Origin of the sequence: Corynebacterium doosanense CAU 212 = DSM 45436 (genome assembly GCF_000767055.1) — a bacterium.
In the GTDB taxonomy this organism is placed as follows: Bacteria; Actinomycetota; Actinomycetes; order Mycobacteriales; family Mycobacteriaceae; genus Corynebacterium; species Corynebacterium doosanense.
This window is the reverse complement of the sequence record NZ_CP006764.1, coordinates 14,689-36,404: the sequence shown is the minus strand read 5'-3', so window position 1 is coordinate 36,404 and position 21,716 is coordinate 14,689. Positions and strand designations below refer to the sequence as shown.

General features: G+C 67.1%; 20 protein-coding genes and 1 pseudogene. 10 read left to right on the top strand and 11 right to left on the bottom strand.

Annotation, left to right across the window (positions count from 1 at the left end):
• Nucleotides 1–120: 120 nt before the first annotated feature.
• A complete protein-coding gene (locus tag CDOO_RS00175) occupies nt 121–765 on the bottom strand; it encodes a rhomboid family intramembrane serine protease (protein ID WP_018022342.1) in 645 nt (214 codons plus the stop codon).
• Nucleotides 766–864: 99 nt separating this feature from the next.
• Entirely contained in the window at nt 865–1,386 is a 522-nt protein-coding gene (locus CDOO_RS00170) for a peptidylprolyl isomerase (RefSeq protein WP_018022343.1), read from the bottom strand.
• A 139-nt stretch (nt 1,387–1,525) separates the two neighbouring features.
• Between CDOO_RS00170 and CDOO_RS00165 the strand changes: the two genes are divergently transcribed.
• A complete protein-coding gene (locus CDOO_RS00165) occupies nt 1,526–2,380 on the top strand; it encodes a hypothetical protein (RefSeq protein WP_018022344.1) in 855 nt (284 codons plus the stop codon).
• Here CDOO_RS00165 and CDOO_RS00160 read toward each other — a convergent pair.
• From CDOO_RS00160 to CDOO_RS00140, 5 genes are all read right to left on the bottom strand, one after another.
• Nucleotides 2,377–3,282: a siderophore-interacting protein gene (locus CDOO_RS00160; RefSeq protein WP_018022345.1), complete on the bottom strand. Its 906-nt coding sequence runs from the start codon at nt 3,280–3,282 to the stop codon at nt 2,377–2,379. The two genes, CDOO_RS00165 and CDOO_RS00160, sit on opposite strands and share 4 nt — an antisense overlap.
• Nucleotides 3,282–4,088 (bottom strand): ABC transporter ATP-binding protein, encoded by an 807-nt coding sequence (locus CDOO_RS00155; protein ID WP_018022346.1) that lies wholly within the window; start codon nt 4,086–4,088, stop codon nt 3,282–3,284. The genes CDOO_RS00160 and CDOO_RS00155 overlap by 1 nt, the downstream gene beginning before the upstream one ends.
• Nucleotides 4,085–5,092, bottom strand: coding sequence for a FecCD family ABC transporter permease (locus tag CDOO_RS00150; RefSeq protein WP_018022347.1), 1,008 nt, complete (start codon nt 5,090–5,092; stop codon nt 4,085–4,087). Before CDOO_RS00150 ends, CDOO_RS00155 begins: the two co-directional genes overlap by 4 nt.
• Entirely contained in the window at nt 5,089–6,009 is a 921-nt protein-coding gene (locus CDOO_RS00145; protein WP_155861363.1) for a FecCD family ABC transporter permease, read from the bottom strand. The genes CDOO_RS00150 and CDOO_RS00145 overlap by 4 nt, the downstream gene beginning before the upstream one ends.
• A gap of 122 nt (nt 6,010–6,131) precedes the next feature.
• Nucleotides 6,132–7,169 (bottom strand): iron-siderophore ABC transporter substrate-binding protein, encoded by a 1,038-nt coding sequence (locus CDOO_RS00140; RefSeq protein ID WP_018022349.1) that lies wholly within the window; start codon nt 7,167–7,169, stop codon nt 6,132–6,134.
• Nucleotides 7,170–7,343: 174 nt separating this feature from the next.
• Between CDOO_RS00140 and CDOO_RS00135 the strand changes: the two are divergent.
• From CDOO_RS00135 to CDOO_RS00115, 5 genes and pseudogenes are all read left to right on the top strand, one after another.
• Nucleotides 7,344–7,601, top strand: a pseudogene (locus CDOO_RS00135) (aldehyde dehydrogenase family protein); the annotation flags it as partial.
• 10 nt (nt 7,602–7,611) lie between these two features.
• Entirely contained in the window at nt 7,612–8,403 is a 792-nt protein-coding gene (locus CDOO_RS00130; protein WP_018022351.1) for a phytoene/squalene synthase family protein, read from the top strand.
• Nucleotides 8,400–9,872, top strand: a complete 1,473-nt coding sequence (gene crtI, locus CDOO_RS00125) for a phytoene desaturase family protein (RefSeq protein WP_018022352.1) — start codon at nt 8,400–8,402, stop codon at nt 9,870–9,872. Before CDOO_RS00130 ends, crtI begins: the two co-directional genes overlap by 4 nt.
• 99 nt (nt 9,873–9,971) lie before the next feature.
• On the top strand, nt 9,972–12,311 hold the full coding sequence (locus tag CDOO_RS00120; RefSeq protein WP_018022353.1) for an MMPL family transporter: 2,340 nt from the start codon (nt 9,972–9,974) through the stop codon (nt 12,309–12,311).
• Nucleotides 12,289–12,873 (top strand): TetR/AcrR family transcriptional regulator, encoded by a 585-nt coding sequence (locus tag CDOO_RS00115; RefSeq protein ID WP_018022354.1) that lies wholly within the window; start codon nt 12,289–12,291, stop codon nt 12,871–12,873. The genes CDOO_RS00120 and CDOO_RS00115 overlap by 23 nt, the downstream gene beginning before the upstream one ends.
• 3 nt (nt 12,874–12,876) lie before the next feature.
• Here CDOO_RS00115 and CDOO_RS00110 read toward each other — a convergent pair whose 3' ends face one another.
• The 4 genes from CDOO_RS00110 to CDOO_RS00095 all read right to left on the bottom strand — a co-directional run bounded on the left by CDOO_RS00110 (nt 12,877) and on the right by CDOO_RS00095 (nt 16,790).
• Nucleotides 12,877–13,827, bottom strand: coding sequence for a hypothetical protein (locus CDOO_RS00110; protein WP_018022355.1), 951 nt, complete (start codon nt 13,825–13,827; stop codon nt 12,877–12,879).
• 244 nt (nt 13,828–14,071) lie between these two features.
• Entirely contained in the window at nt 14,072–14,824 is a 753-nt protein-coding gene (locus tag CDOO_RS00105; protein ID WP_018022356.1) for an ATP-binding cassette domain-containing protein, read from the bottom strand.
• Nucleotides 14,821–15,807: an ABC transporter permease gene (locus CDOO_RS00100; RefSeq protein ID WP_051064083.1), complete on the bottom strand. Its 987-nt coding sequence runs from the start codon at nt 15,805–15,807 to the stop codon at nt 14,821–14,823. The genes CDOO_RS00105 and CDOO_RS00100 overlap by 4 nt, the downstream gene beginning before the upstream one ends.
• Nucleotides 15,804–16,790, bottom strand: a complete 987-nt coding sequence (locus CDOO_RS00095) for a sugar ABC transporter substrate-binding protein (RefSeq protein ID WP_026159425.1) — start codon at nt 16,788–16,790, stop codon at nt 15,804–15,806. Before CDOO_RS00095 ends, CDOO_RS00100 begins: the two co-directional genes overlap by 4 nt.
• Before the next feature lie 101 nt (nt 16,791–16,891).
• Between CDOO_RS00095 and CDOO_RS00090 the strand changes: the two genes are divergently transcribed.
• The 4 genes from CDOO_RS00090 (at nt 16,892) to CDOO_RS13105 (ending at nt 21,549) form a co-directional block, all read left to right on the top strand.
• Nucleotides 16,892–18,544, top strand: a complete 1,653-nt coding sequence (locus tag CDOO_RS00090; RefSeq protein ID WP_018022359.1) for an FAD-binding dehydrogenase — start codon at nt 16,892–16,894, stop codon at nt 18,542–18,544.
• 16 nt (nt 18,545–18,560) lie between these two features.
• Nucleotides 18,561–18,956 (top strand): DoxX family protein, encoded by a 396-nt coding sequence (locus CDOO_RS00085; protein ID WP_018022360.1) that lies wholly within the window; start codon nt 18,561–18,563, stop codon nt 18,954–18,956.
• A 22-nt stretch (nt 18,957–18,978) separates the two neighbouring features.
• Nucleotides 18,979–19,989, top strand: coding sequence for a lactonase family protein (locus tag CDOO_RS00080; protein ID WP_018022361.1), 1,011 nt, complete (start codon nt 18,979–18,981; stop codon nt 19,987–19,989).
• Between the two features lie 630 nt (nt 19,990–20,619).
• Nucleotides 20,620–21,549, top strand: a complete 930-nt coding sequence (locus tag CDOO_RS13105; RefSeq protein WP_018022362.1) for a DUF4352 domain-containing protein — start codon at nt 20,620–20,622, stop codon at nt 21,547–21,549.
• Nucleotides 21,550–21,716 lie beyond the last annotated feature (167 nt).

Genomic DNA, 21,716 nt, shown 5'->3' with positions numbered 1-21,716 from the left:
AATCGGGGATCAGGACTTGGGTGCAGGGCTCTGCGTTGGTTTTTGAATGTAGGCCCATAACCCGAAATCTCTCATCACCCTCGAAAGATCATCCCATTTTACGCGCGTTGACCTCGTGCTTTAGCATGCGACCAGGTGAATAAAATTACCCTCTTCAGAGCAAACTAGACCGAGCAGTGCACTCAGCGCGACGGCCCCCAGAACCGCGCTCCACCGCACCCGCGGGTCCCCCGAAGTGACCGGCCCCGCGAGGAACAGACCCACCGCCAGACCCCCGAGATGACCCCACAGACTAATGCCCGGCACCAGGAGGGAGTAGGCCACGTTGGCCATCACGAGCACCACCGGAGCACGCAGATCCCCACCCCGGCGGGCCGTCACGCCGATGAGCACGGCCAGCAGGGCGTAGAGCGCGCCGCTCGCCCCCGCCGTGGGGGTCAGCGGGTTCATCCACAGCACCGTGGCCGCGGAACCCAGCAACCCGGCGAGGTAGATCCCCGCGTACAGCAGCGGCCCGGTGAACTTCTCGATCTCCCTGCCGATGAGCAGCAGCATGATCATGTTGATGGCCAGGTGTGTGATGTCCAGGTGCAGGAAACCCGACGTGACCAGGCGCCACGGCTGCTCGGCCGGGCCCCAGAGGATCAGTTCCCGGCCCAGGCGCGACTGCGCCCCGCCGGTGAGCAGGAAGACGATCAGGCACGCGACAATGACACCGAGGGTGACGGGAGCTTCTCGACGGTACTTTCCCAGCCACTGCTGCATCGCGGCCCATCCTCTCCCGGGGCGCTAGCCCCTACTTCTACTGCAATGGCAAAAGCCCGCTCACCCCGAGAGGGGAAAGCGGGCCGCGAGTCCAGGAGACTAGGAGATCTCGACCGACTCGATGACGACGTCCTCGACGGGACGGTCCATGGATCCGGTGCGGACCTGGGCGATCTCGTCGACGACCTTGCGCGACGCCTCGTCGGTGACCTCACCGAAGATGGTGTGGGCGTTGTTGAGGTGCGGGGTCGGGCCCGCGGTGATGAAGAACTGCGAGCCGTTGGTGCCCGGGCCGGCGTTGGCCATGGCCAGCAGGTAGGCGCGGTCGAAGCGCAGCTCGGGGTGGAACTCGTCGGCGAACTGGTAGCCCGGGCCGCCACGGCCGGTGCCGGTGGGGTCACCGCCCTGGATCATGAACCCGTCGATGATGCGGTGGAAGATCGAACCGTCGTAGAACGGGCCGGAGTTTTTGCCCTGGGCGTTCTCCGAGGAGTAGTCCTTCTCGCCGGTGGCGAGGCCGACGAAGTTCTCGACCGTCTTCGGCGCGTGGTTGCCGTAGAGGTCGATGACGACGTCGCCATGGTTGGTGTGCAGAGTTGCGGTAGCTGTCTTCTGGGTCATGGCCACGAGTATAGGAAAACTCCTCTCCGCATGGCCACGTGTTCGCTGTCGGCGTTCGCCCGCCTCAATCCCCGCCACCCCACTAGAGTGGAAGGAGACGCATATAACTTCTCCGTTTAGATGAAGGGCTCCACACACCATGAATCCCCTACTGATCATGCAGGGTCTGAAGATCGTCAACCAGCTCCGTGGCACGCTCTCCAAGGGCGGGAAGAAGCCGGCCGGCGGGTACGACGACCTCCGTGTCACCTCTGCCTCCATTTCCGATCTGCGCACGCAGCTGGAGAACCTGGACCGCAAGGAGCGGGTGAAGCTCTCCGACAAGGAGGCGGAGAAGCGCCGGGAAGCCCGCGCCGAGGCCGGCCCGGTCACGCAGGCGGCGCACGTGCGCCTGGAGAACCGCCGGGCCCGACTCGCCCAGCGCCTGGCCGCGGAGGACGCCTTCGACTTCGAGAAGGCCAAGGACCGCCTGACCGAGACCGCGCAGGAAGCCCGCCAGGGGCTGTTCCGCCGGACGAAGAAGCAGTCCGCCAAGGTGCAGAAGGCCGCGGAAAAGGCCCGGAAGCAGGCCGAGAAGAAGGCACGTCGCCGCCAGCAGAAGAAGGGTCTGCGCGGTGTGGGCATCGGCGCCGCCCTCCTCTCGCTGCTCGCCGCAATCGGCGCCGGCGTCTACTACTTCCTCTTCCTGCGCACGAAGGAGGAGCCGGCGACGACTCCCCCGCGCGTGGAGGAGCACTCCGGTGAGCAGGAGTCGAAGCTCGTCTACCAGACCTCCACGGACAAACCCGCCGGCGATCTGGCCGAGTACCCGGCCGTGCGCGACGAGGAGCTGCTGGGATCCATCGACTCTCAGCTGGAGTCGCACCGCCGTGGCCAGGAGGCCGTCGCCGAGGCCTCGGAAGGCGCCGATCAGGCCGCCGAGCGGCTCCGCCTAGAGCAGGAACGCGTGGAGCGCGAGTTCAACGAGACCCTTCGGCGCGAGGACAACAGCTAGGCACGCATGGCGACGCCGCGCTTCCAGTAGCCCATGAAGGCCACCTGGGAGCGGGCGACCGCCTTGTCCCTGGTCAACGACCTGCGCAGGCCGGTGACCAGGCCGCTCTCCCCCGCTATCCAGTAGTAGCGGGGGATTTCTGCTGCCTCCTCCCCGATCTCCTCTCCCGACCCGGAAAAGACGGGGGTTTCCCACACCAGCTCGGGCGTGGTGTCCACCACGAGCTCGGCGTCGGCGTCTCCCAGCACCGCCTCGCACAGCTGGGCGCCGAACTCCCGCTCGCCGCGGATGAAGTAACGCACCTCGACGCCCGCCGGGCCGTCGATGGGCAGGGCATCGGCCGCCTCGGGTACCTCGATGTACGCGGTGCCCGTGACGTCGGATCCGGCCACCCGCAGGTCCTCGAGGATCCTGGCGATGGCCGGCGCCGCGGTCTCGTCGCCCACCAGCACGATGTCCGTCGCCGCGCCGGGGCGGAACTCAATGCCGCCCATCGGCTCCTCATCCCGGAGCGGGGCGATGAGCAGCACCTCGTCGCCCGGTTGCGCAGCGGCGGCCCAGGTCGCGGCCGGGCCGGTCTCCCCGGGCACGAGGTGCAGCACGAAGTCGACGGCCAGGCGTGTGGAGCCCGGTGCCAGCTCCCACCAGCGGATGGAATACGTGCGCATGTGGCCACGCTCGTCGTCGGGAAGCTCCAGCCAGGAGGGGTAGAAGTTGGCCGGGTCGGCGACCTGCGGGAGACGGCCGCTCGGACCCGGGAAGATCAGCTTGATGCGCTGGTCGTAGGCGGGGGCGTCGGAGCCCACCCGAGCGAGCTCGGATCCGGTGAAGACGACGCGGAGGAAGTTGGGGCTGAGGTGCTCGGCGGATTCGACGACGGCGGTGACGGGGGTGAAGGGCATCAGTGTTCTTTCGCGAAGTGGCGGCCGATGGGCAGCACGAGTGGGGAGCCGGAGACGGGGTCCTCGATGACCCGGCAGTCGAGTCCGAAGACGTCGGACATGGTCTGCTCGGTGACCACCTGTGCGGGATCGCCCGCACTGTAGAGCTTCCCGTTCGAGATGGCCACCAGCTCATCGGAGTAGCGGGCGGCCAGGCCGATGTCGTGCAGCACCATGACGATGGTGGTTCCGTGCTCGCGGTTGAGGTCGATGAGCAGGTCGAGGATCTCCAGCTGGTTGGCGATGTCGAGGTAGGTGGTCGGTTCGTCGAGCAGCAGGATGTCGGTCTCCTGGGCCAGCGCCATGGCGATCCACACCCGCTGGCGCTGTCCGCCGGAGAGCTCGTCGATGCTGCGCTCGGCCAGCTCCGTGGTGTGGGTGAGCTCGAGGGAGCGGGCCACGACCTCGTAGTCGCGCGGGGACCAGCGGCCGGTGAATCCCTGGTGCGGGTGCCGGCCGCGGCCGACGAGGTCGGCGACGACGATGCCCTCCGGGGCGACCGGGGTCTGCGGGAGCAGTCCGACGATCCTGGCCAGCTCCTTGGACGGGCGCTCGTGCAGCGGGCGGGCGTCGAGAAGCACCTCCCCGCTGGTGGGTTTGAGCAGGCGGGACAGGGCACGCAGGAGCGTGGACTTGCCGCAGCCGTTGGGCCCGACGATCGAGGTGATCCTGCCCGGCGCGATGGTGAGGTCCAGGCCGGTGACGACCTGTCGCTCGCCGTATCCCAGGTGCAGGTCGTGGATATCGAGGGTGTGGTCGACGCTCATGCGAGCCTCCTGGTAAGCAGGTAGATGAGGAAGGGTGCACCGAGGGCGCCGGTGACGACACCGACGGGGTAACGCGTGCCCAGGAAGTACTGTCCGATGAGGTCCCCGCCGAGAACGAGGATGGCGCCGACCAGGGCGGAGGGCACGAGCAGCGCGCCGCCGGGGCCGACGATGCGCGCGGCGATCGGGCCCGCCATGAAGGCGACGAAGGCGATGGGCCCGCAGGCGGCGGTGGCCACGGCGACGAGCCCGACCGCGGCGATGACGGCGAGGACCCGCACGCCCTGGACCCGGACGCCGAGACCGGAGGCGGCGTCGTCACCCAGGCGCAGGACCTCCAGCTCGCGGGTGAGCAGCACCAGCAGCGGCAGGCCGAGGACGACGCCCACGGCCACCGGCAGCACCCGCTCCCACGTCGCTCCGTTGAGTGAACCCGTCAGCCAGCGGGTGGCGGTGGGCAGATCCCAGGAATCCGCCTTAGACAGGGCGTAGGTGACCACGGACTGCAGCATGGCGGCGATGCCGATGCCGATGAGGATCAACCGGGTGCCGGAGAAACCGCCGGTGGCCGACAACGCGTAGATGAGCACCGCCACCACCAGCGCGGCGACGAGCGCCAGCAGGGAGACCTGCGCCTGGCTGAGGTCGAAGATGACAATCCCGATCACTCCCGCTGCCGACGCACCGGCGGAGATACCGATGAGATCCGGTGAGGCGAGCTGGTTGCGCAGCATGGTCTGGAAGGTCACGCCCGCGGCCCCGAACGCCAGGCCGACGAGCAGGCCGAGGGTGGCACGCGGGAGGCGCAGCCCCGTGACGGCGTACTCCGCCCCGCCCGGTGCGTCGCCGCCGGTGAGCAGGGCGAAGAGCGCGGCGGGGCCGTAGAAGTGCTCGCCCCACATGAGTGCGAACAGATAGAGCGCGGCGACGATGACCGCCATCGCGGCGGTGACGAGGGCGCGGCGGCGTCGGCGCGCGGCGCGGGCCTGTCGGAGGGTATTCACAGTTCACGCACCTTGGCCCGGCGGACAATCCAGATGAACACCGGCGCGCCGATGAGCGGCATGATGATGCCCACGGCGATCTCGCTGGGGCGGGTGATCACCCGGCCGGCGGTGTCAGCCAGCAGGATGAGCGTGGCCCCGCCGATCGCGGTGGCCGGAACCAGCCAGCGGTGGTCCGGCCCGAAGAGCAGGCGCAGGGCGTGGGGCACGATGAGGCCGACGAAGCCGATGGGGCCGGCAAGGGCCGTCGATACGCCGCAGAGGATCACCGCGCCGATGGAAATGACGCCCCTGGTCAGCGGGACGTTGACGCCGAGGCCGGTGGCCACCTCGTCGCCGAGGGCCAGGGCGTTCATGCCGCGCGCAGAGACGACGCAGATGAGTGCGCCGAGCCCCAGGGCCGGGGCCCCGTAGGCGAGGGTGTGCCACTGCGCGCCGCCGACGCCGCCGATCTGCCAGAAGCGGAAGGAGTCCAGGACGTCCGTGCGCGGCAGGAGCACCGCGCTGACCAGCGACCCGAGGGCCGCGGAGGTGGCGGCGCCGGCCAGGGCGAGCTTGAGCGGGGTCGCCCCGCCGCGCCCGAGGGAGCCGACGGTGTAGACAAACACCGCGGCCAGAGCCGCGCCGAGAACGGCGAGCAGCATCGTGGGCACCGCAGAGGTCAGCCCGAAGAAGGCGATGCCCACGACCACAGCCAGCGACGCGCCGGAGAGCACCCCGAAGATGCCCGGGTCGGCGAGCGGGTTACGGGTCACCGCCTGCATGGCCAGGCCGGCCAGGGATAGCGAGGCGCCGACGAGGATGGCCAGCACGGTGCGCGGGATGCGCGCGGCCGCGGCGGCCTGCTCCGTGGTGTCGGTGTGCCCGAGCAGGGCCGCATAGGCGTCCGACCACTCGATGGAGCGCACGCCGAACATCACGGAGAACACGGCGGCCACGGCAGTCGACGCCAGCAGGACCAGGATCCACAGTGTTCTGGAGGCCTGGCGTGCCTTCGTCGATGGGGCTGACGGAGCGTCGGTACGCGTGGACACCTGTTCTAGAGCGCGTCGTTCAGACGGTCGAGGTACTTCTCGATGCCCCAGGGGATCCCCAGCGGCGCCGGGCTGGCAGCCGCGGAGAGCGGGCCGGTGCCGAGGAACGCGACGTGGCCCTCCTTGATGGCGGGGATGCGGCTGAGCAGCGGGTCGGCCTGCATGGCCTCGAGCGCCTTCTGGTTCTCGGCGTCGTCGTCCGAGCCGTAGGCGATGAAGAGGTCGACGTCGTCGAAGCGCCCCGGGTTCTCGGAGGACAGTTCGACGAAGAACTGATCAGTCTTGGCGGACTCCTCGGTGACCACGGTCGGGTTCTCAAAACCCGCCTCGAGCAGGAAATCCTGGCGGGTGTCGTGGTCGGTGTAGATGGTGATCTTGGACATGTCGGTCGGCTCGATGAAGGCGAAGGCGACCTTCTTGCCCTCGAGGTCGGGGTGAGCGGCCATGGCGTCGGCGACCTCCTTGTCCAGGTCGGAGGAGAGCTTCTCGCCCTCGTCGGCCTGACCCAGCGCGGTGGAGTTCATCTCCACCATCTCGTCGAGCGAGGTGCCCCACGCGGCGTTGGGGTAGGCGACCGTCGGGGCGATCTTGGAGAGCTCGTCGTACTGCTCCTGCGTCAGGCCGGAGTTAGCGGCGAGGATGACGTCGGGCTCGGTGGCAGCGATCTCCTCGTAGGGGATGGCGTCGGTGGTGTCGAAGAGAACCGGGGTCTCGCCACCGAGCTCGTCGATCTTGTACTTGACCCAGGGAAGGATGCCGTCGCCGTCGTCATCCCCAAAGGTGGCCTTGTCCATGCCGACGGGCACCACGCCGAGGGCCAGCGGGGTCTCCTGGTTGCTCCAGCCGACGGTGGCCACGCGCTCCGGGGTGCCCTCGATGACGGTCTCGCCGAAGGCGTGCGTGATGGTGATGGCGTCGGAGTTCTCGGAGGAGGCTGCTGCCGAGGTTCCCGAGGAGCTGGTGCCGGATTCGGAGCAGGCGGTGAGCCCGGTGACGAGGACGGTGGCGGCGACGATCGTGGCCGGAATGCGGCGAAGGCGCATGTGGGGATCTCCAAAGGTGAGGACGGGGGTGTGCCGAACAGCGATATTAGAACACCAATAGACTAAGGCCAGGCTTACCTACAAAGCAAGCGGGCCCCTCATCGTTCTGCACTCCTTCTATGACCGGACGATGGAAAACTCACCGAGATCATCACTGATATGACCGTGGGCCCCAACGACTCCGACTCCGGCCTCTCGGCGTCGGTCTGGGGCACTGACCTGGCCCAGACCCATGAGGTCGCCCGCAGGCTCAAAGCGGGCATGAGCTTCTTCAACGAGGTCTCGGTCACCGCCGCCGGCCTGCCCTTCGGTGGCATCGGGCGCCCCGGTTATGGCCGTGAGCTGGAGCGCTGGGGAGTCGGCGAGTTCGTCAACGACAAACTCATCCACGTCTCCGCCCAGTCCAGCGTTGGGCTGTCCCCGGTGAGGTAGAGTTCAGGCTGTGCCAGAACCGATAGAGGACTTCGGCCAGGCCGCCCATCACGCGGCCCGTCAGGTCATCGCCCAGTATTCCTCCAGCTTCTCGCTGGCCTCGCGCCTACTCACCGAGCCCGCGCGCACTGACATCCGCAATCTCTACGCGGTGGTGCGGATCGCGGATGAGATCGTCGACGGTGCCGCGTCTTCCACGGAGGCACCGACGCTTATCAACGACTATGAGCACCAGATCCGCACCGCCCACCTGCACCTTTTTCACACCGATCCAGTGATCCACGCCTTCGCCATCACGGCGCGCCGCTGCGGTTTTCAGGACGAGCACCTTGAGGCATTCTTCGCCTCCATGCGCCGCGACCTCGATCCCACCCCCCACGACCGAGCCAGCTTCGACCAGTACGTTTACGGCTCCGCCGAGGTCATCGGGCTCCTGTGCCTGGACGTGTTTCTCGCCGGTCAGCCGCGCACTGACCGCCCCGCCCTGGACAGCGCAGCCCAGCGCCTGGGCGCGGCTTTCCAGAAGATCAACTTCCTGCGCGACCGGGACGAGGACGCCGAACGTGGCCGCTCCTATCTGGTCGGCGACCTGCTCCCCGAAGCTCGCGCCGATCTCGCCGCCGCCCGTCAGGCGATTACGCTGCTTCCGCTCAGCGCCCGCGCTGGGGTGCTCGCTGCTACCGACCTGTTCGACGAGCTCATCGACCTGCTCGAACGACCCCATACCGGCCGGGTGAGCGTGCCGCGGCGTCGCAAGCTGGCCATCACTACCCGCGCCGCCGCCCGCGCCCTGCGCCCATGACCCGCACCGCGATTGTCATCGGCGCCGGGGCCGCGGGCCTCGCCACCGCCGGACTACTCGCCCGGGAGGGTTGCCAGGTCACCGTGCTGGAGAAGAACGCCGACTACGGCGGCCGCGCGGGGTCGCTGAGCTCAGGAGGTTTCCGCTGGGACACCGGCCCCTCCTGGTACCTCATGCCCGACGCCTTCGACCGTTTCTTCCAGCTCATGGGCACCTCCACGGCCGCCGAGCTCGACCTCATCCAGCTGAAAGACCCCGCCTACCGCGTCTTCCCCGAGCAACACTCGCCGGTGGACGTCCCCGCCGGCCGGGAAAACGTGGCACGGCTGTTCGAGTCCATCGAGCCCGGCGCGGGCGCCCGCCTGGAGCGCTACCTGGACAGCGCCGAGCTGACCTACCGCACCGCGTTGCGACACTTCCTCTACACCACCTTCTCCTCCCCGCGCCCCTTCCTGCACCGCGACGTCCTCTGCCACCTGGGAAAACTCGCGCGCCTGCTGACGATGTCGCTGGAGGGGTACGTCGAGAAGCGTTTTCACGACACCCGCCTGCGCCAACTCCTCTCCTACCCCGCGGTCTTCCTGTCCACCCGGCCGGAGTCAGCCCCGGCGCTCTATCACCTCATGAGCCACACCGACCTCACCCAGGGCGTCTTCTACCCCGTCGGCGGCTTCCGCGCGGTCATGGAAGCGCTCTACCGCCTGGCCGACGGCGCGGAATTTCGCTTCTCGACGCCCGTTTCAGCCATCACCGTCAAACACGGCCGAGCCGTCGGCGTGCGCATTCCCGGCGGCGAACTGCGCGCGGACCTCGTGGTCAGCTGCGCCGACCTGCACCACACGGAGACCCGGCTGCTGCCGCCCGAGCTGCGCACCTATCCCGAAAAGTGGTTCGCTAAGCGCGACCCCGGCCTGGGGACCGTGCTGGTCATGCTCGGCGTGCGCGGTGCGTTGCCGGAGCTCGCGCACCACAACCTGTTCTTCAGCGAGGACTGGACCCCGGACTTTGACGCGGTGTTCGGCGGGGGCCGGGCGTCCAGGTCGATCTACGTGTCCAAGCCCTCCGCCACCGACCCTTCTGTGGCTCCTGAGGGCTGCGAGAACCTGTTTGTCCTGGTCCCCGTGCAGGCCGATCCCGCCTTCTCGCAGGTAGAGGAGGTCGCCGACGCGGCGGTCGCGCTGGTGGCCGAGCGAGCCGGGATTGCGGACCTTTCCGAGCGGGTGGTGGAACGGCATGTCCGCGGTCCCGCCGATTTCACCGCCGACTTCAACGCCTGGAGCGGCGGGTCGATCGGGCCCGCGCACACGCTGAGACAGTCGGCGTTTCTGCGCGGGAGAAACAAATCCCGCAAGGTCGACGGCCTGTACTACGCCGGGGCGTCCACCGTTCCCGGGGTGGGGGTGCCGCTGTGTCTGATCTCGGCGGAGAATGTTCTCGCCCGACTTGCCCGTCCGGACACCTCCTTGTAGTCTTTGCAGCCGTCGCGCAATTTTGCGCACCCCGTGCAATTATGCGTTCGGCGGGGAAACGATCGTCGATACGCGTCTCTACTGAAAAGGGCTATCACAGTGGCAAAGTTCCTGTACAAGGTAGGTTCCACCGCCTACCGCCTGAAATGGCCGTTCCTGGCCTTCTGGCTCATCCTCCTCATCGCGCTCGGGTTCCTGGCCAGCGCATTCGCCAAGGAACCGTCCACCACTTTCTCCATCCCAGGCCTGCAGGCGATCGAGACGCAGGAGAAGATGCAGGAATTCTTCCCCGACTCCGAGGACGCGACCTCCGCGCCCACCGGCAGCGTCGTCGTCCAGGCGCCCGAGGGCAAGAAGCTCACGGACCCGGACGTCACCGCCGCTGTCGACGAGCTCGTCGCTGACCTGCAGGAACAGGACGTGCTGACGGACACCGAGGCGATCGCCAACCCCGTGCTCGCCGCGCAGGGTCTCGCCGGCCAGCTCACCGAGCAGCTGTCCGCCCAGGGCACGCCGCAGGAGCAGATCGACAAGGACATCGCGGAGATCAGCCCGCTCAGCGCAGACGAGACCACCGGCACGCTGACGCTGACCTTCGACGCCGAGACCGCCATGGACATCGCCGAGGAGGATCTCGACGCCGTCACCGGCACCCTCGAAGAGCACAACGACGACGACCTCACCATCGCCTACAACGGCAACGCGTTCGACTCCTCCTCAGAGATCGGCTTCACCTCTGAGCTCATCGGCCTGGCCGTCGCGGCCATCGTGCTGCTCATCACCTTCGGCTCCGCCGTCGCCGCCGGGCTGCCGCTGATCTCCGCCGTCATCGGCGTGGGCATCGGCCTCATGCTCGTGCAGCTGGGCACCCTCGTCTCCGACGACGTCAACGAGATGACCCCCATTCTCGCCTCGATGATCGGCCTCGCCGTGGGCATCGACTACGCGCTGTTCATCGTCGCCCGCTTCCGCAGTGAGCTGGTCAAACTCGCCTCCGGGCACAACCTCTCGCCCAGGGAGGTCGCGCAGGTGATCAAGGGGCTCTCGCGTGAGCAGCGCGCGCACGCCATGGGCATCGCCACCGGCACCGCCGGCTCCTCGGTCGTCTTCGCCGGCCTGACCGTGCTCATCGCGCTGACCGCGCTGTCGATCATCAACATCCCCTTCCTCACCCTCATGGCGCTCGCCGCCGCGCTCACCGTGGCGCTGGCCGTGCTCATCGCGCTGACCTTCCTCCCCGCGCTGCTCGGCCTGCTGGGCACCCGCGTCTTCGCCGGCCGCATCCCCGGCCCGAACGTTCCGGACCCGGAGGACGAGAAGCCGACCATGGGCCTGAAGTGGGTACGCCAGATCCGCAAGCGCCCCTGGCTCTACGTCCTCGTGCCCGTCATCCTGCTCGGACTGCTGGCCATCCCGGTGTCCAGCATGCGCCTGGCCATGCCCACCGACGGCTCCGCCAACCTCGGCTCCCCGCAGCGCACCGCCTATGAGATGACCTCCGACGCCTTCGGCCCGGGCCGTAACGCCCCGATGATCGCGCTGGTGGACAACACTTCCGTGGACGAGGCTGAGCGCCCGGCGGCCGTCGCCAAGGCCCTCGAGCAGTTCAACAACACCGAAGGCGTGGTCAACGCCCAGGTCGTCACCACCACCGACACGATGGACGCCGCCCAGGTGCTCATCACCCCGTCCGGCGGAGCGACCGACGAGGCCACCTCCGAGACGCTGACCCGCCTGCGCGACGACGTCGGATCCTTCGAGGACGAGACCGGCGCCAGCTACGGCATCACCGGCGTGACCCCGATCTTCGACGACATGTCCCAGCGGCTTGCCGACGTCCTCCCGCCCTACATCGCCATCGTCCTCATCCTCGCCTTCCTGGTGCTCATGCTGGCCTTCCGCTCCATCTGGGTCCCGCTCATCGCAGCCCTGGGATTCGGCCTCTCCGTCCTGGCCACCTTCGGCGTCACCGTGCTCTTCTTCCAGGAGGGCGCACTCGGCCTGGTCAACGACCCGCAGCCGCTGCTGAGCTTCCTGCCCATCATGCTCATCGGCCTCGTCTTCGGCCTGGCCATGGACTACGAGGTCTTCCTGGTCACCCGCATGCGCGAGGGTTTCAAGCACGGCAAGACCGCCGGCGACTCGACCTCCAACGGCTACAAGCACGGCGCCCGCGTGGTCACCGCTGCCGCGCTGATCATGATCTCCGTCTTCGCCGCGTTCACGCTGCAGGACCTGCAGTTCATCAAGACCATGGGCTTCGCCCTGGCCGCCGCGATCTTCTTCGACGCCTTCATCGTGCGCATGACCATCATCCCCGCGACCATGTTCCTCCTCGGCGACAAGGCTTGGTGGATGCCGAAGTGGCTGGATAAGATCCTGCCCAACGTCGACATCGAGGGAGAAGCACTGCAGCATGACCAGCCTGCGCGAGTCTAAGAAGGCCGCCACCCGCTCCGCCCTTGCGCGGGCGGCGGCGGAGCTCGTGCTTCGCGACGGCGCGGAAGGCCTCACCGTCCCCGCCATCACCGCGGCTGCAGGGGTCTCCCCGCGCACCTTCCACAACTACTTCGCCTCGCGCGAGGAGGCGCTGGTCGACTTCATCACGGGGCGCGTCGCCGAGCTCGTCGTCGACTTCGAGTCGTTGCCCGCGGAGCTTGACCTGCTCACCGCCGTCGAACGCATCGTCTCGCAGAACCTGCGCACCGGTGACCTGGAGCTCGACTCCTTCCCCACCCTGTTCAAGCTCTGCGAGGTGGTGGAATCCCTCGCTCCCCAGCACTCCGCCTGCGTCACCCAGCCGATCCTCGACCCGATGATCGTTTCCTTTCGCGAGCGCACGGAAGGCCTCTCCGACTTCCAGCTGTCGACCCTGGTGCGGATCATCGCCGCCGCCATAGGCTCCGCGTTGGAATGGCACTACCGCTCACCCGAGCCGCGCGACCCCGTCGAGGGCGAGAAGCTGCTGCGCGAGGCCGTGGAGCTGATCCGGCCGGTGTAGGTCTCACGCGATGACCCTTGCTGCGTGGTGGTCCAGGAGCGCGCGGGCCTTGACCACCACGCCGAACTCTCCATTGGAGTCCGGGAGCAGGTCCGCCATCCCTACCCGCAGAAACACGTAACCCTCGTTCTGCAGGTACTTCTCGCGCTCGCGCTCTGCGCGCAACACCTCGGCGGTGGTTTCCCCGAAGGTCTCGCCGTCGTATTTGACGGCACCATCGATCTCGATGATCAACCAGCCATCGATTAGCAAGTCAACCCGGTAGTACCTGGACCCATCCGTCCCGCGGATCTCCACCTGCGTCAGGATCTCAACGCCAACGCCGGCCTCAATGAGCAGCGCACGGGCCCAAGATTCCAACGGACTGTCAATGTCGGGTCGGGAGAGGTCGAGCACCCGCCGAACCAGAGCCCGGCCATGGAAGGGCCCCAACCCGAGTGCCGATTCGCGAAGCACAGCGAAGGAAACATTTTGATACCGGTGGCGGGCTGAATCAATGGCGATCACGCCGTCGACAAACCCGTGCCACCTGGTGATATCCGCAACCGTGCGCCCGAGCGTGGTCAGCCGCAGCCCGTTGTCCTCGATGAAGTCCCCAGGGTTGAGATGGGTGCTGCGGTAGCGGACGTTTGGCGGCCAATGTTTAGGTGACTGGGCCTTGGCCTTCATCGTGGTCAGATCCACCGTCGGGTCGTAACCCCGGACACCCAGTCCCCAGAGCCGCGCGGCTGCGACGCCGCTGACCACGGCTTTGTCAGCCGTAAGGCCGGCAGCGGCTGCCCGGGCAGCGAGCTGATCCCACCGTTTCAGCTTCCCGAACGCCACCCTGTCGACGGCCACTTCATCCGTCAGTTTGAGGTAGGTGCCGTTCCTGATTTTGGTGAGCTGTTCGACGTCGCTGAGCGGTAGCTTCCGGATCTCTACCAGGCCGTATCGTTTCGTCCATTTCGACATGACCTGATTGTGCGCGGAGAACCGAGACTGGGCCGGCCTTGAGCATTCCGCCTGTGGATAACCGCGCCGAGCGGGTGCGTTGTCCACAGCGTCTGTTGGTCTTAAGGACGGCTTCTGAAAGCACGCGGTCGTGAGAACGCGCCCTTAAGACCAACAGGCGCCATTTCGGCCACGCGTTGGTCTTGTCGAGACTCCGTGCTTTCAGAAGCCGTCCTTAAGACCAACACCAGCGCCAGGCGCAGACCTACCGCCCGAGCTCGTGCTCCAGCGCGTCGAGCTCCCCGCCGCCCGCCATCTGCAGCGTCAGCTCCTCCAGCGTCACCGCCGAGCGCGGGGCGTCGAGCACCGTGCGCCCCAGCCCGAGCAGGATGAAGTGGTCGCCGACCAGGTAGGCGTGGTGCGGGTTGTGGGTGATGAAGATAACGCCCAGGCCACGGTCGCGGGCCGCGGCGATGAAGCGCAGCACCATGCCGGACTGTTTGACTCCCAGGGCGGCGGTCGGCTCGTCGAGGATGAGCACCTTCGCGCCGAAGTACATGGCACGCGCGATGGCCACCACCTGGCGCTGGCCACCGGAGAGGGATTCCACGTCGACGTCGACGCTGCGCAGCTCGATGCCCATCCCCCGCAGCTCGGCATCAGCCACGCGGCGCATCTCGTCCGCCTTAAGCACCCCGAACGGCCCGGTGATCTCCTGGCCGAGGAAGAAGTTGCGCCACACACTCATCTTTCCCACGACGGCGAGGTCCTGGTAGACCGTGGCGATGCCGGCGTCCAACGCCTGACGCGGCGACCCGAAGGACACCTCCTCCCCATCCAGCAGAATCGACCCGGACGTCGGCGGATGCAGGCCCGCGAGCACCTTGATCAGCGTGGACTTGCCGGCGCCGTTGTCGCCGAGCACGCAGGTCACTTCGCCGGAACGGACTGAGAGGGAGACGTCGTCAAGCGCCGTAAAAGCACCGTATTTTTTGGTGATGTTCTCGAGCTGGATCATGAACGTTCCTTTGCATAGCTTTCGAACCGCATGTTGAACACCACGGCCGCGAGCAGGACCGCGCCGAGGAAGAACTTGAACCAGTCGGGGTTCCAGCCGGCGTAGACGATGCCCTGGTTGGTCATGCCGAAGATGAACGCGCCGATGGCCGTGCCCACGACAGTGCCGCGGCCACCCTTCATGGAACAGCCGCCGATGACGGCCGCGATGATGAAGAGGAACTCGTTGCCCACGCCCTGGCCGGCCTGGATGGAGTCGAAGTTGAAGAGGTTGTGCATGCCCACGAACCAGGCGGCGAGGCCGACGAACATGAAGAGGATGATCTTCACGCGACGCACCGGCACACCCACCGCGCGGGAGGCGTCCTGGTTACCGCCGACGGCGAAGATCCAGTTGCCGAACCGGGTCTTGTACAGCAGCCACGAGCCCACGGCCACGAAGAACAGCCACCAGAACACGGTGATCTGGATGTGCACGCCGAAGATGGGCACGGACGAGGCGAAGACCGCGTGCGCGGAGCCGAAGCCCTCCATGTCGGAGATGATCGGCGTGGCCACCTGGCCGGTGACCAGGCGGGTAATCGCCAGGTTGAGGCCCTGGAGCATGAGGAACATGGCCAGGGTGATGAGGAAGGACGAGATGCGCGTGCGGGTGACCAGGAAGCCGTTGATCGCCCCGATGGCCAGCGAGATCAGCAGCGCCAGCAGCGCGCCGACCCAGGAGTTGAGCCAGAGGTTGTAGTTGAGCATCGTCGCGGCGAGCGCGGCGGTGGTGACGGCGACGCCCGCCGAGAGGTCGTATTCGTCGCCGATCATGAGCAGGCCAACGGCGATGGCCATGATGCCGATCGTCGAGCTGGCGTAGAGCACCGTGGCGAACGCGTCGAAAGACCTGAACGACGGCGCGACCGCGAAGAACAGGGCGAAGACCAGCACTGCGCCGATCGCGCTGGTCAGCTCCGGACGGCGCAGCAACCCGCTCATCGCAATCCCGCCTGGGCGGCGTCGGCAATGCTGTCCACGTTGGACTTGTCGACGAACGCCGGCCCGGTCAGTACCGGCTGGCCGCCACCGATGGTGGAGCCGTTGCGGTGCGCGAGCCACAGCGCGTCGACGGCGAGGTATCCCTGCAGGTAGGGTTGCTGGTCGATGGCCCACTGAATATCGCCGCTGCGGATCGCCTCGACGAGCTGGGCGTTGGTGTCGAACGTCGAGATCTTCGCCTCCGAACCTGCGGCCTTCGCGGAGTCCACGGCCGCGAGCGAGACCGGCGCGACCAGGCCCATGACCCAGTCAATGGACGGATCCTGGGCGAGCTTGGCCTCCAGGGTCGACTGCACCGAGGTGAGGTCCATGCCGTTGACGTAGATGGTGTCCACCTTGCCGGACATGCCCTCGGCCACGCCCTCGCAGCGCGACTCCTGCGAGGAGTTGCCCTGCTCGTGGATGACACAGAGGGCGTGTGTGGCTCCGTCGGCGGCCAGTCGCTCGCCGGCGGACACACCGGCGATGTGCTCGTCCTGGCCGAAGTACCCGGTCAGGCCGTAATCCCGATAGCGGTCCATGCCACCGTTGAGGCCGACGGTGGGGATGCCGGCGTCGACGGCCCGCTGGGCGGCCGGACCGATGGCATCGGGGTTGGGCATGGTCACGGCGAGCCCGTCGACGTCGGAGTCGATGGCGTTCTGGATGAGGTTGGCCTGGTCAGGGGCCTGCGGGGCGGAGGAGTAACGCAGCTCGATGTTGTCTTTCTTCGCGGCGTCCTCGGCACCGCGGCGCACGAGGTCCCAGAAGGTGTCGCCCGGCGCGCCGTGCGAGACCATGGCGACGGTCATGCGCGGCGTATCGACGCCGCCCCCACCCTCTCCGCCTTCGGTGGAGCGCGGCGCTCCCCCGGTGGAGGAACATCCGGCGAGGGCGAACACAGCAGCCGCAGCGGTGGCGGCGACAATCTTTTTAAGTTTCACGTAATACAGTCAACGCAGGTCAGAGGCCTAAGTCAAACCTCTTTATCCATTAAGACCTCATATGCAGGACGTTTCTGTCACCCCCTCGATACACTTCGGTCATGGAAACTGATGCCATCGTCGTGGGCGCCGGCCTCGCCGGGCTCACCGCCGCCGCAGAACTCATCGACGCCGGCAAGAGCGTCACCATCGTCGACCAGGAGAACGAGGCCAACCTCGGCGGCCAGGCCTGGTGGTCCTTCGGCGGCCTGTTCATGGTGGACACCCCGGAGCAGCGCCGGATGGGGGTCAAGGACTCCGTCGAGCTGGCCTGGCAGGACTGGCAGGGCAGCGCGGGCTGGGACCGCACCGACGACGAGGACTCCTGGGCCGAGAAATGGGGCCGGGCGTACGTCGAGTGGGCGGCGGGCGAGAAACGTTCCTGGCTGCGGGAACAGGGCGTGAAGTTCACCCCCATGGTCGGCTGGGCCGAGCGTGGCGACGGCCGCGCGCAAGGCCACGGCAACTCCGTTCCCCGCTTCCACATCGCCTGGGGCACCGGCACCGGCGTGGTGAAACCCTTCGCGGACAAGGCCCGTGCCTCCGCCACACTCAAGTTCCGCCACCGCGTGGATGAGCTCATCGTCGAGGGCGGCGCGGTCGTCGGCGTGCGCGGCAGCATGCTCGCCCCCGAGACCGCCGGCCGGGGCGAGCCCTCCAACAACGAGGTCACCGGGGACTTCGAGCTGCGCGCGCAGGCCGTGATCGTCTCCACCGGCGGCATCGGCGGCAACCACGAGCTGGTGCGCGAGTTCTGGCCGGAGCGCCTCGGCCAGCCGCCGCGCTCGATGATTACCGGGGTGCCCGAATACGTCGACGGCCGCGGCATCGTCATCGCCGAGAACGCCGGCGCGCGACTGGTCAACCGCGACCGCATGTGGCACTACGTGGAGGGCATCCAGAACTGGGATCCGGTGTGGCCGAAACACGCGATCCGTATCCTGCCGGGCCCGTCTCCGTTGTGGTTCGACGCCCTGGGTCGCCTGCTGCCCACGCCGTTCCACCCGGGTCGCGACACCCTGGGCACGCTGAAGTACCTGCGCACGACCCCGGACATCGCGGAGTACGACCACTCCTGGTTCATCGTCACGCAGAAGATGATCGAGAAGGAGTTCGCCCTGTCCGGGTCGGAGCAGAACCCGGACATCACCGGGCGCGATTTCAAGTTGCTGGCCCAGGCCCGACTGGGCAAGGGCGCCCCCGGCCCCGTCGAAGCTTTCAAGCAGCACGGGGCGGACTTTGTGGTGGCAGACGACGTCGAGACGCTCGTGGCAAAGATGAACGAGCTCACCGATACTCCGCTGCTCGACCCCGCCGAGATCACCGCGCAGATCGTCGCCCGCGACCGGGAGATGGACAACCCCTTCACCAAGGACGACCAGATCCAGCTCATCCACAACGCCCGGCGCTACCGCGGTGACCGGTTGGTGCGGGTCGCGTCCCCCCACAAGGTGCTCGACCCCAAGGCCGGCCCGCTCATCGGCGTGAAGCTGCACGTGCTCACCCGAAAATCGCTCGGGGGAATCCAGACCAACCTCGACTCGCAGGCGCTCAATTCCGCAGGTCAACCGATCCCCGGGCTCTTTGCCGCGGGCGAGGCCGCTGGGTTCGGCGGCGGCGGGGTGCACGGGTACAACTCGCTGGAGGGCACGTTCCTCGGGGGGTGCCTGTTCTCCGGGCGGGGGGCCGGAAGGGCTGTCGCCAAACAGATTTAGTTCTACACTCGGACGCATGAGTAGCCACGAGAAAAGCCAGAACCTCACCCGCCTCGCCCTCGGCGCGTTCATGACCTACGCCGGCGTCAGCCACCTGACCACCAACCGCAAAGAGTTCCGGGCCCAGGTGCCCGACTGGTTCCCCGCCAACACCGACCTGGTGGTTCTCGGCTCCGGTGTCGCCGAGATCGCCTTGGGTGCCGGACTGCTGACACTGCCCAAGCACCGCAAGGTCACCGGCACGGCGCTGGCCGCGTTCTACACCGCCATCTTCCCGGGCAACATCGCCCAGTACGCCGAGCGCACTGACGGCTTCGGCCTGAACACCGACGGCAAGCGCCTGGCCCGCCTCTTCGGCCAGCCCCTGCTCATCGGTGCAGCTCTGTGGGCCGCCGGGATCCCGAAGCGCTAATTCCTCCCTACACTCGGGTGGCATGAACACCTACGCCATTGTCGCCACCCGCACCGACACCCAGCACGGCGCCGAGCCCGGCCCGGGCCTCGCGGTCTACGACACCAACGGCTGGAGCCGCGTCAGCGAGCTGCAGACCGAGGGTGTCAGCTACCTCGCCCTGCGCGACGGCCTCCTCATCGGCGGGCACTCCGGCGTCTCGAAGGTGTCCTCGTACCGCTTCGCCGACGGCCAGCTCACCCACCTGAGCACCGTCGACGGCGGCGGCGAAAACCCCGTCTACCTGGTGTTCAGCCCCGACGGCCGCCACGTACTCACGGCGAACTACTCCTCCGGCAGCGTCTCCGTCCTCCCTATTTCGGACGGCGTTCTCGGCGAACCCACCCAGGTGCTCGAACTGCCCGGTGAGCCCGGCCAGCACAAGGGCGACCAGGACGCCTCCCACCCGCACCAAATCCGCTTCGGCCCCGACGGCCTCGTCTACGTCGCCGACAAGGGCCTGGACACCATCTTCCGCTTCGAGCTCAGCAACGAAGGAACGCTTATCGACGCCGGTTCCACCCGTCTGCGTCAAATGAACGGCCCCCGTCACCTGGGCTTTTCCGGGGGCTCGGTGTTCTGTGCGAATGAGCTGAGCAACAGCGTCGTCACGCTCCATGAGATGGAACCCGTGCAGTACCTCCCCACCCTCGCGCCGGAGGACGTCCGCGAGTCCCGCGCGGGCGGCATTGTCGTCACCGGCGAGTACGTCATCGTGTCCAACCGCACCGGCGCGGGTGACGACACCCCACCCGGTCCCGGCACCGACACGCTCGCGGCGTTCCGCATCCGCGATGGACTCCTGGAACCCGTCGGCGTCGTGGATACCGGCTACCTGCGCCCCCGCTTCATCGGCCTCGACCCTAGCGGCGGACTCATCGTCGCGCACGACCACTCCGGCGTGATCCAGCGCTTCACGCTTTCCGACGGCCTCCCCACCTCCCCCGAGGTGATCGCCGAGATCGGGTCGCCGATGTGTGTGGTGTTTGGGTGAGCGGCTAAGGCAAACTACGTCTCCACGAGCGAAAGACCACAGAATGAAACCCCGTTCCATCCTCCTCACCCTCGGCTGCGCATCGACCATTGCTCTCGCAGGATGCAGCGCCGGAGACTACGACAGCACACCGACGGTCACAACCGATGCTGCGACCAGCTCCAGGGAAACCACCACCGAGCCCAGCACACCCAGCTCCTCCCCGGCACCTATCGGTGCAGATACGGCAGAACCAGCTACCGAACCTCAGATTGCATCCCCCGCCGCGCCTACTTTCGTTAGCTGCTGGGAGAACAACGCCGCGCTCATGTCAGACGGTAGCGTGATCGTCGACACCATTAATTGCAGTTTTAGCTCTACTTCGGAGAACGCCCCGGTTGACTACGGTCCTGGGAACCTCCCGCCCACCACCGATCCCTCAGGTCTGCTCGACGGGACCATCAACGGCCAGGTCCACCCGCAGATGTGGTGGAGCCAATGCCTTGCTGTAAATACGCTCGAATACTGCGGGGCAAACGACCCGTATTAACCGGGTTCGACCTCGCTCCGATAGACCGCTCGTCTAGTGCCGGCTGGGAAGAGAAAACGGATCTCCCACGCTTTTGGGGCGGATCTGCGAAACTGTTCAACATGAACCGTATTTGCGCAGGGGTTATCGCGCTTCCCCTCATCCTCGGGCTTGCTGCCTGCTCCCCCGAAAGCTCTGAGGGGGCAGGCGCGGCCAACTCGTCCACGTCCACCTCCGAAGCAACGGACCTCCCTGGGCTCGGCGAGGAGGTCACCGCCCGCGGTGCCACCATGGTTCTCCATGACCTCACGCGCGCTGATGAGATCGAATTCTGTGCCCCTGACTACCAGTGCGGCACCCAGCCCAATGTCATGCGCCAAGCTGACCAGGGCGGAGAGTTCCTCGTCATCAACTCCACGGTCACGAATAACAGCAAAAGCCCGATGGATCTCACATGCTCGGCGCCGATCATCGCCGAAGTTGTGAATAAGAAAGACCAGACCTATTCCACCATCGACTCCCTTTACGAAATCCCCGGGAATCCCGAATGCAACGAAGAGCTACAACCAGGGTTCAGCGACGAGATGCGCTGGGTCTACCTGATCCCTAAGGATTCGGAAATCACCCGCTTCCAATTCAAGGAGATCAACGACGACTTCGACGGCGAGTACAGCTACATCGATCTGTCCAAGGCCACCGCACAGACTTCTGCAGCCCAACCGTCGCCCAGTGACTCCGAACCGACCAACGCAACCGCTGAGCCCGGTTCGAACAATGCTGCCCCGGTTTCGAGCGTTGCACCCACGCCTGCTCCGGCACCTGCGCCCGCGCCCGCACCAGCGCCCGCACCAGCGCCACAGACCCCCGCGCCCGCTGCGCCTGCCGCGCCGGTGATCGGCTACACGGAAGCTCCGGGGATTGCGCAGCCCACCGCTATGAATAAGACCATCCAGTCCTGCGGTGACCCCACCATCCACCAAACAGGCACCACCTTCTTCACCGATGGAACGAGCGGCTGGACTCAGCAGTGCTCGGCGCAGATGGGCGGCTAGCCGACCCATAGGGCGAGGGCCCAACCTCACCCCGCACCGGCGCCACGTTCTACGCACTCACAAACCCCGCAGAAACCCCCCTGATAGCCCCGGGTTGTGAGTGCATAGAACGCCCAGCCACGCACCCACCCAAACAAAAAGACCGCCTCCCCCGGAAACCCGCGGGA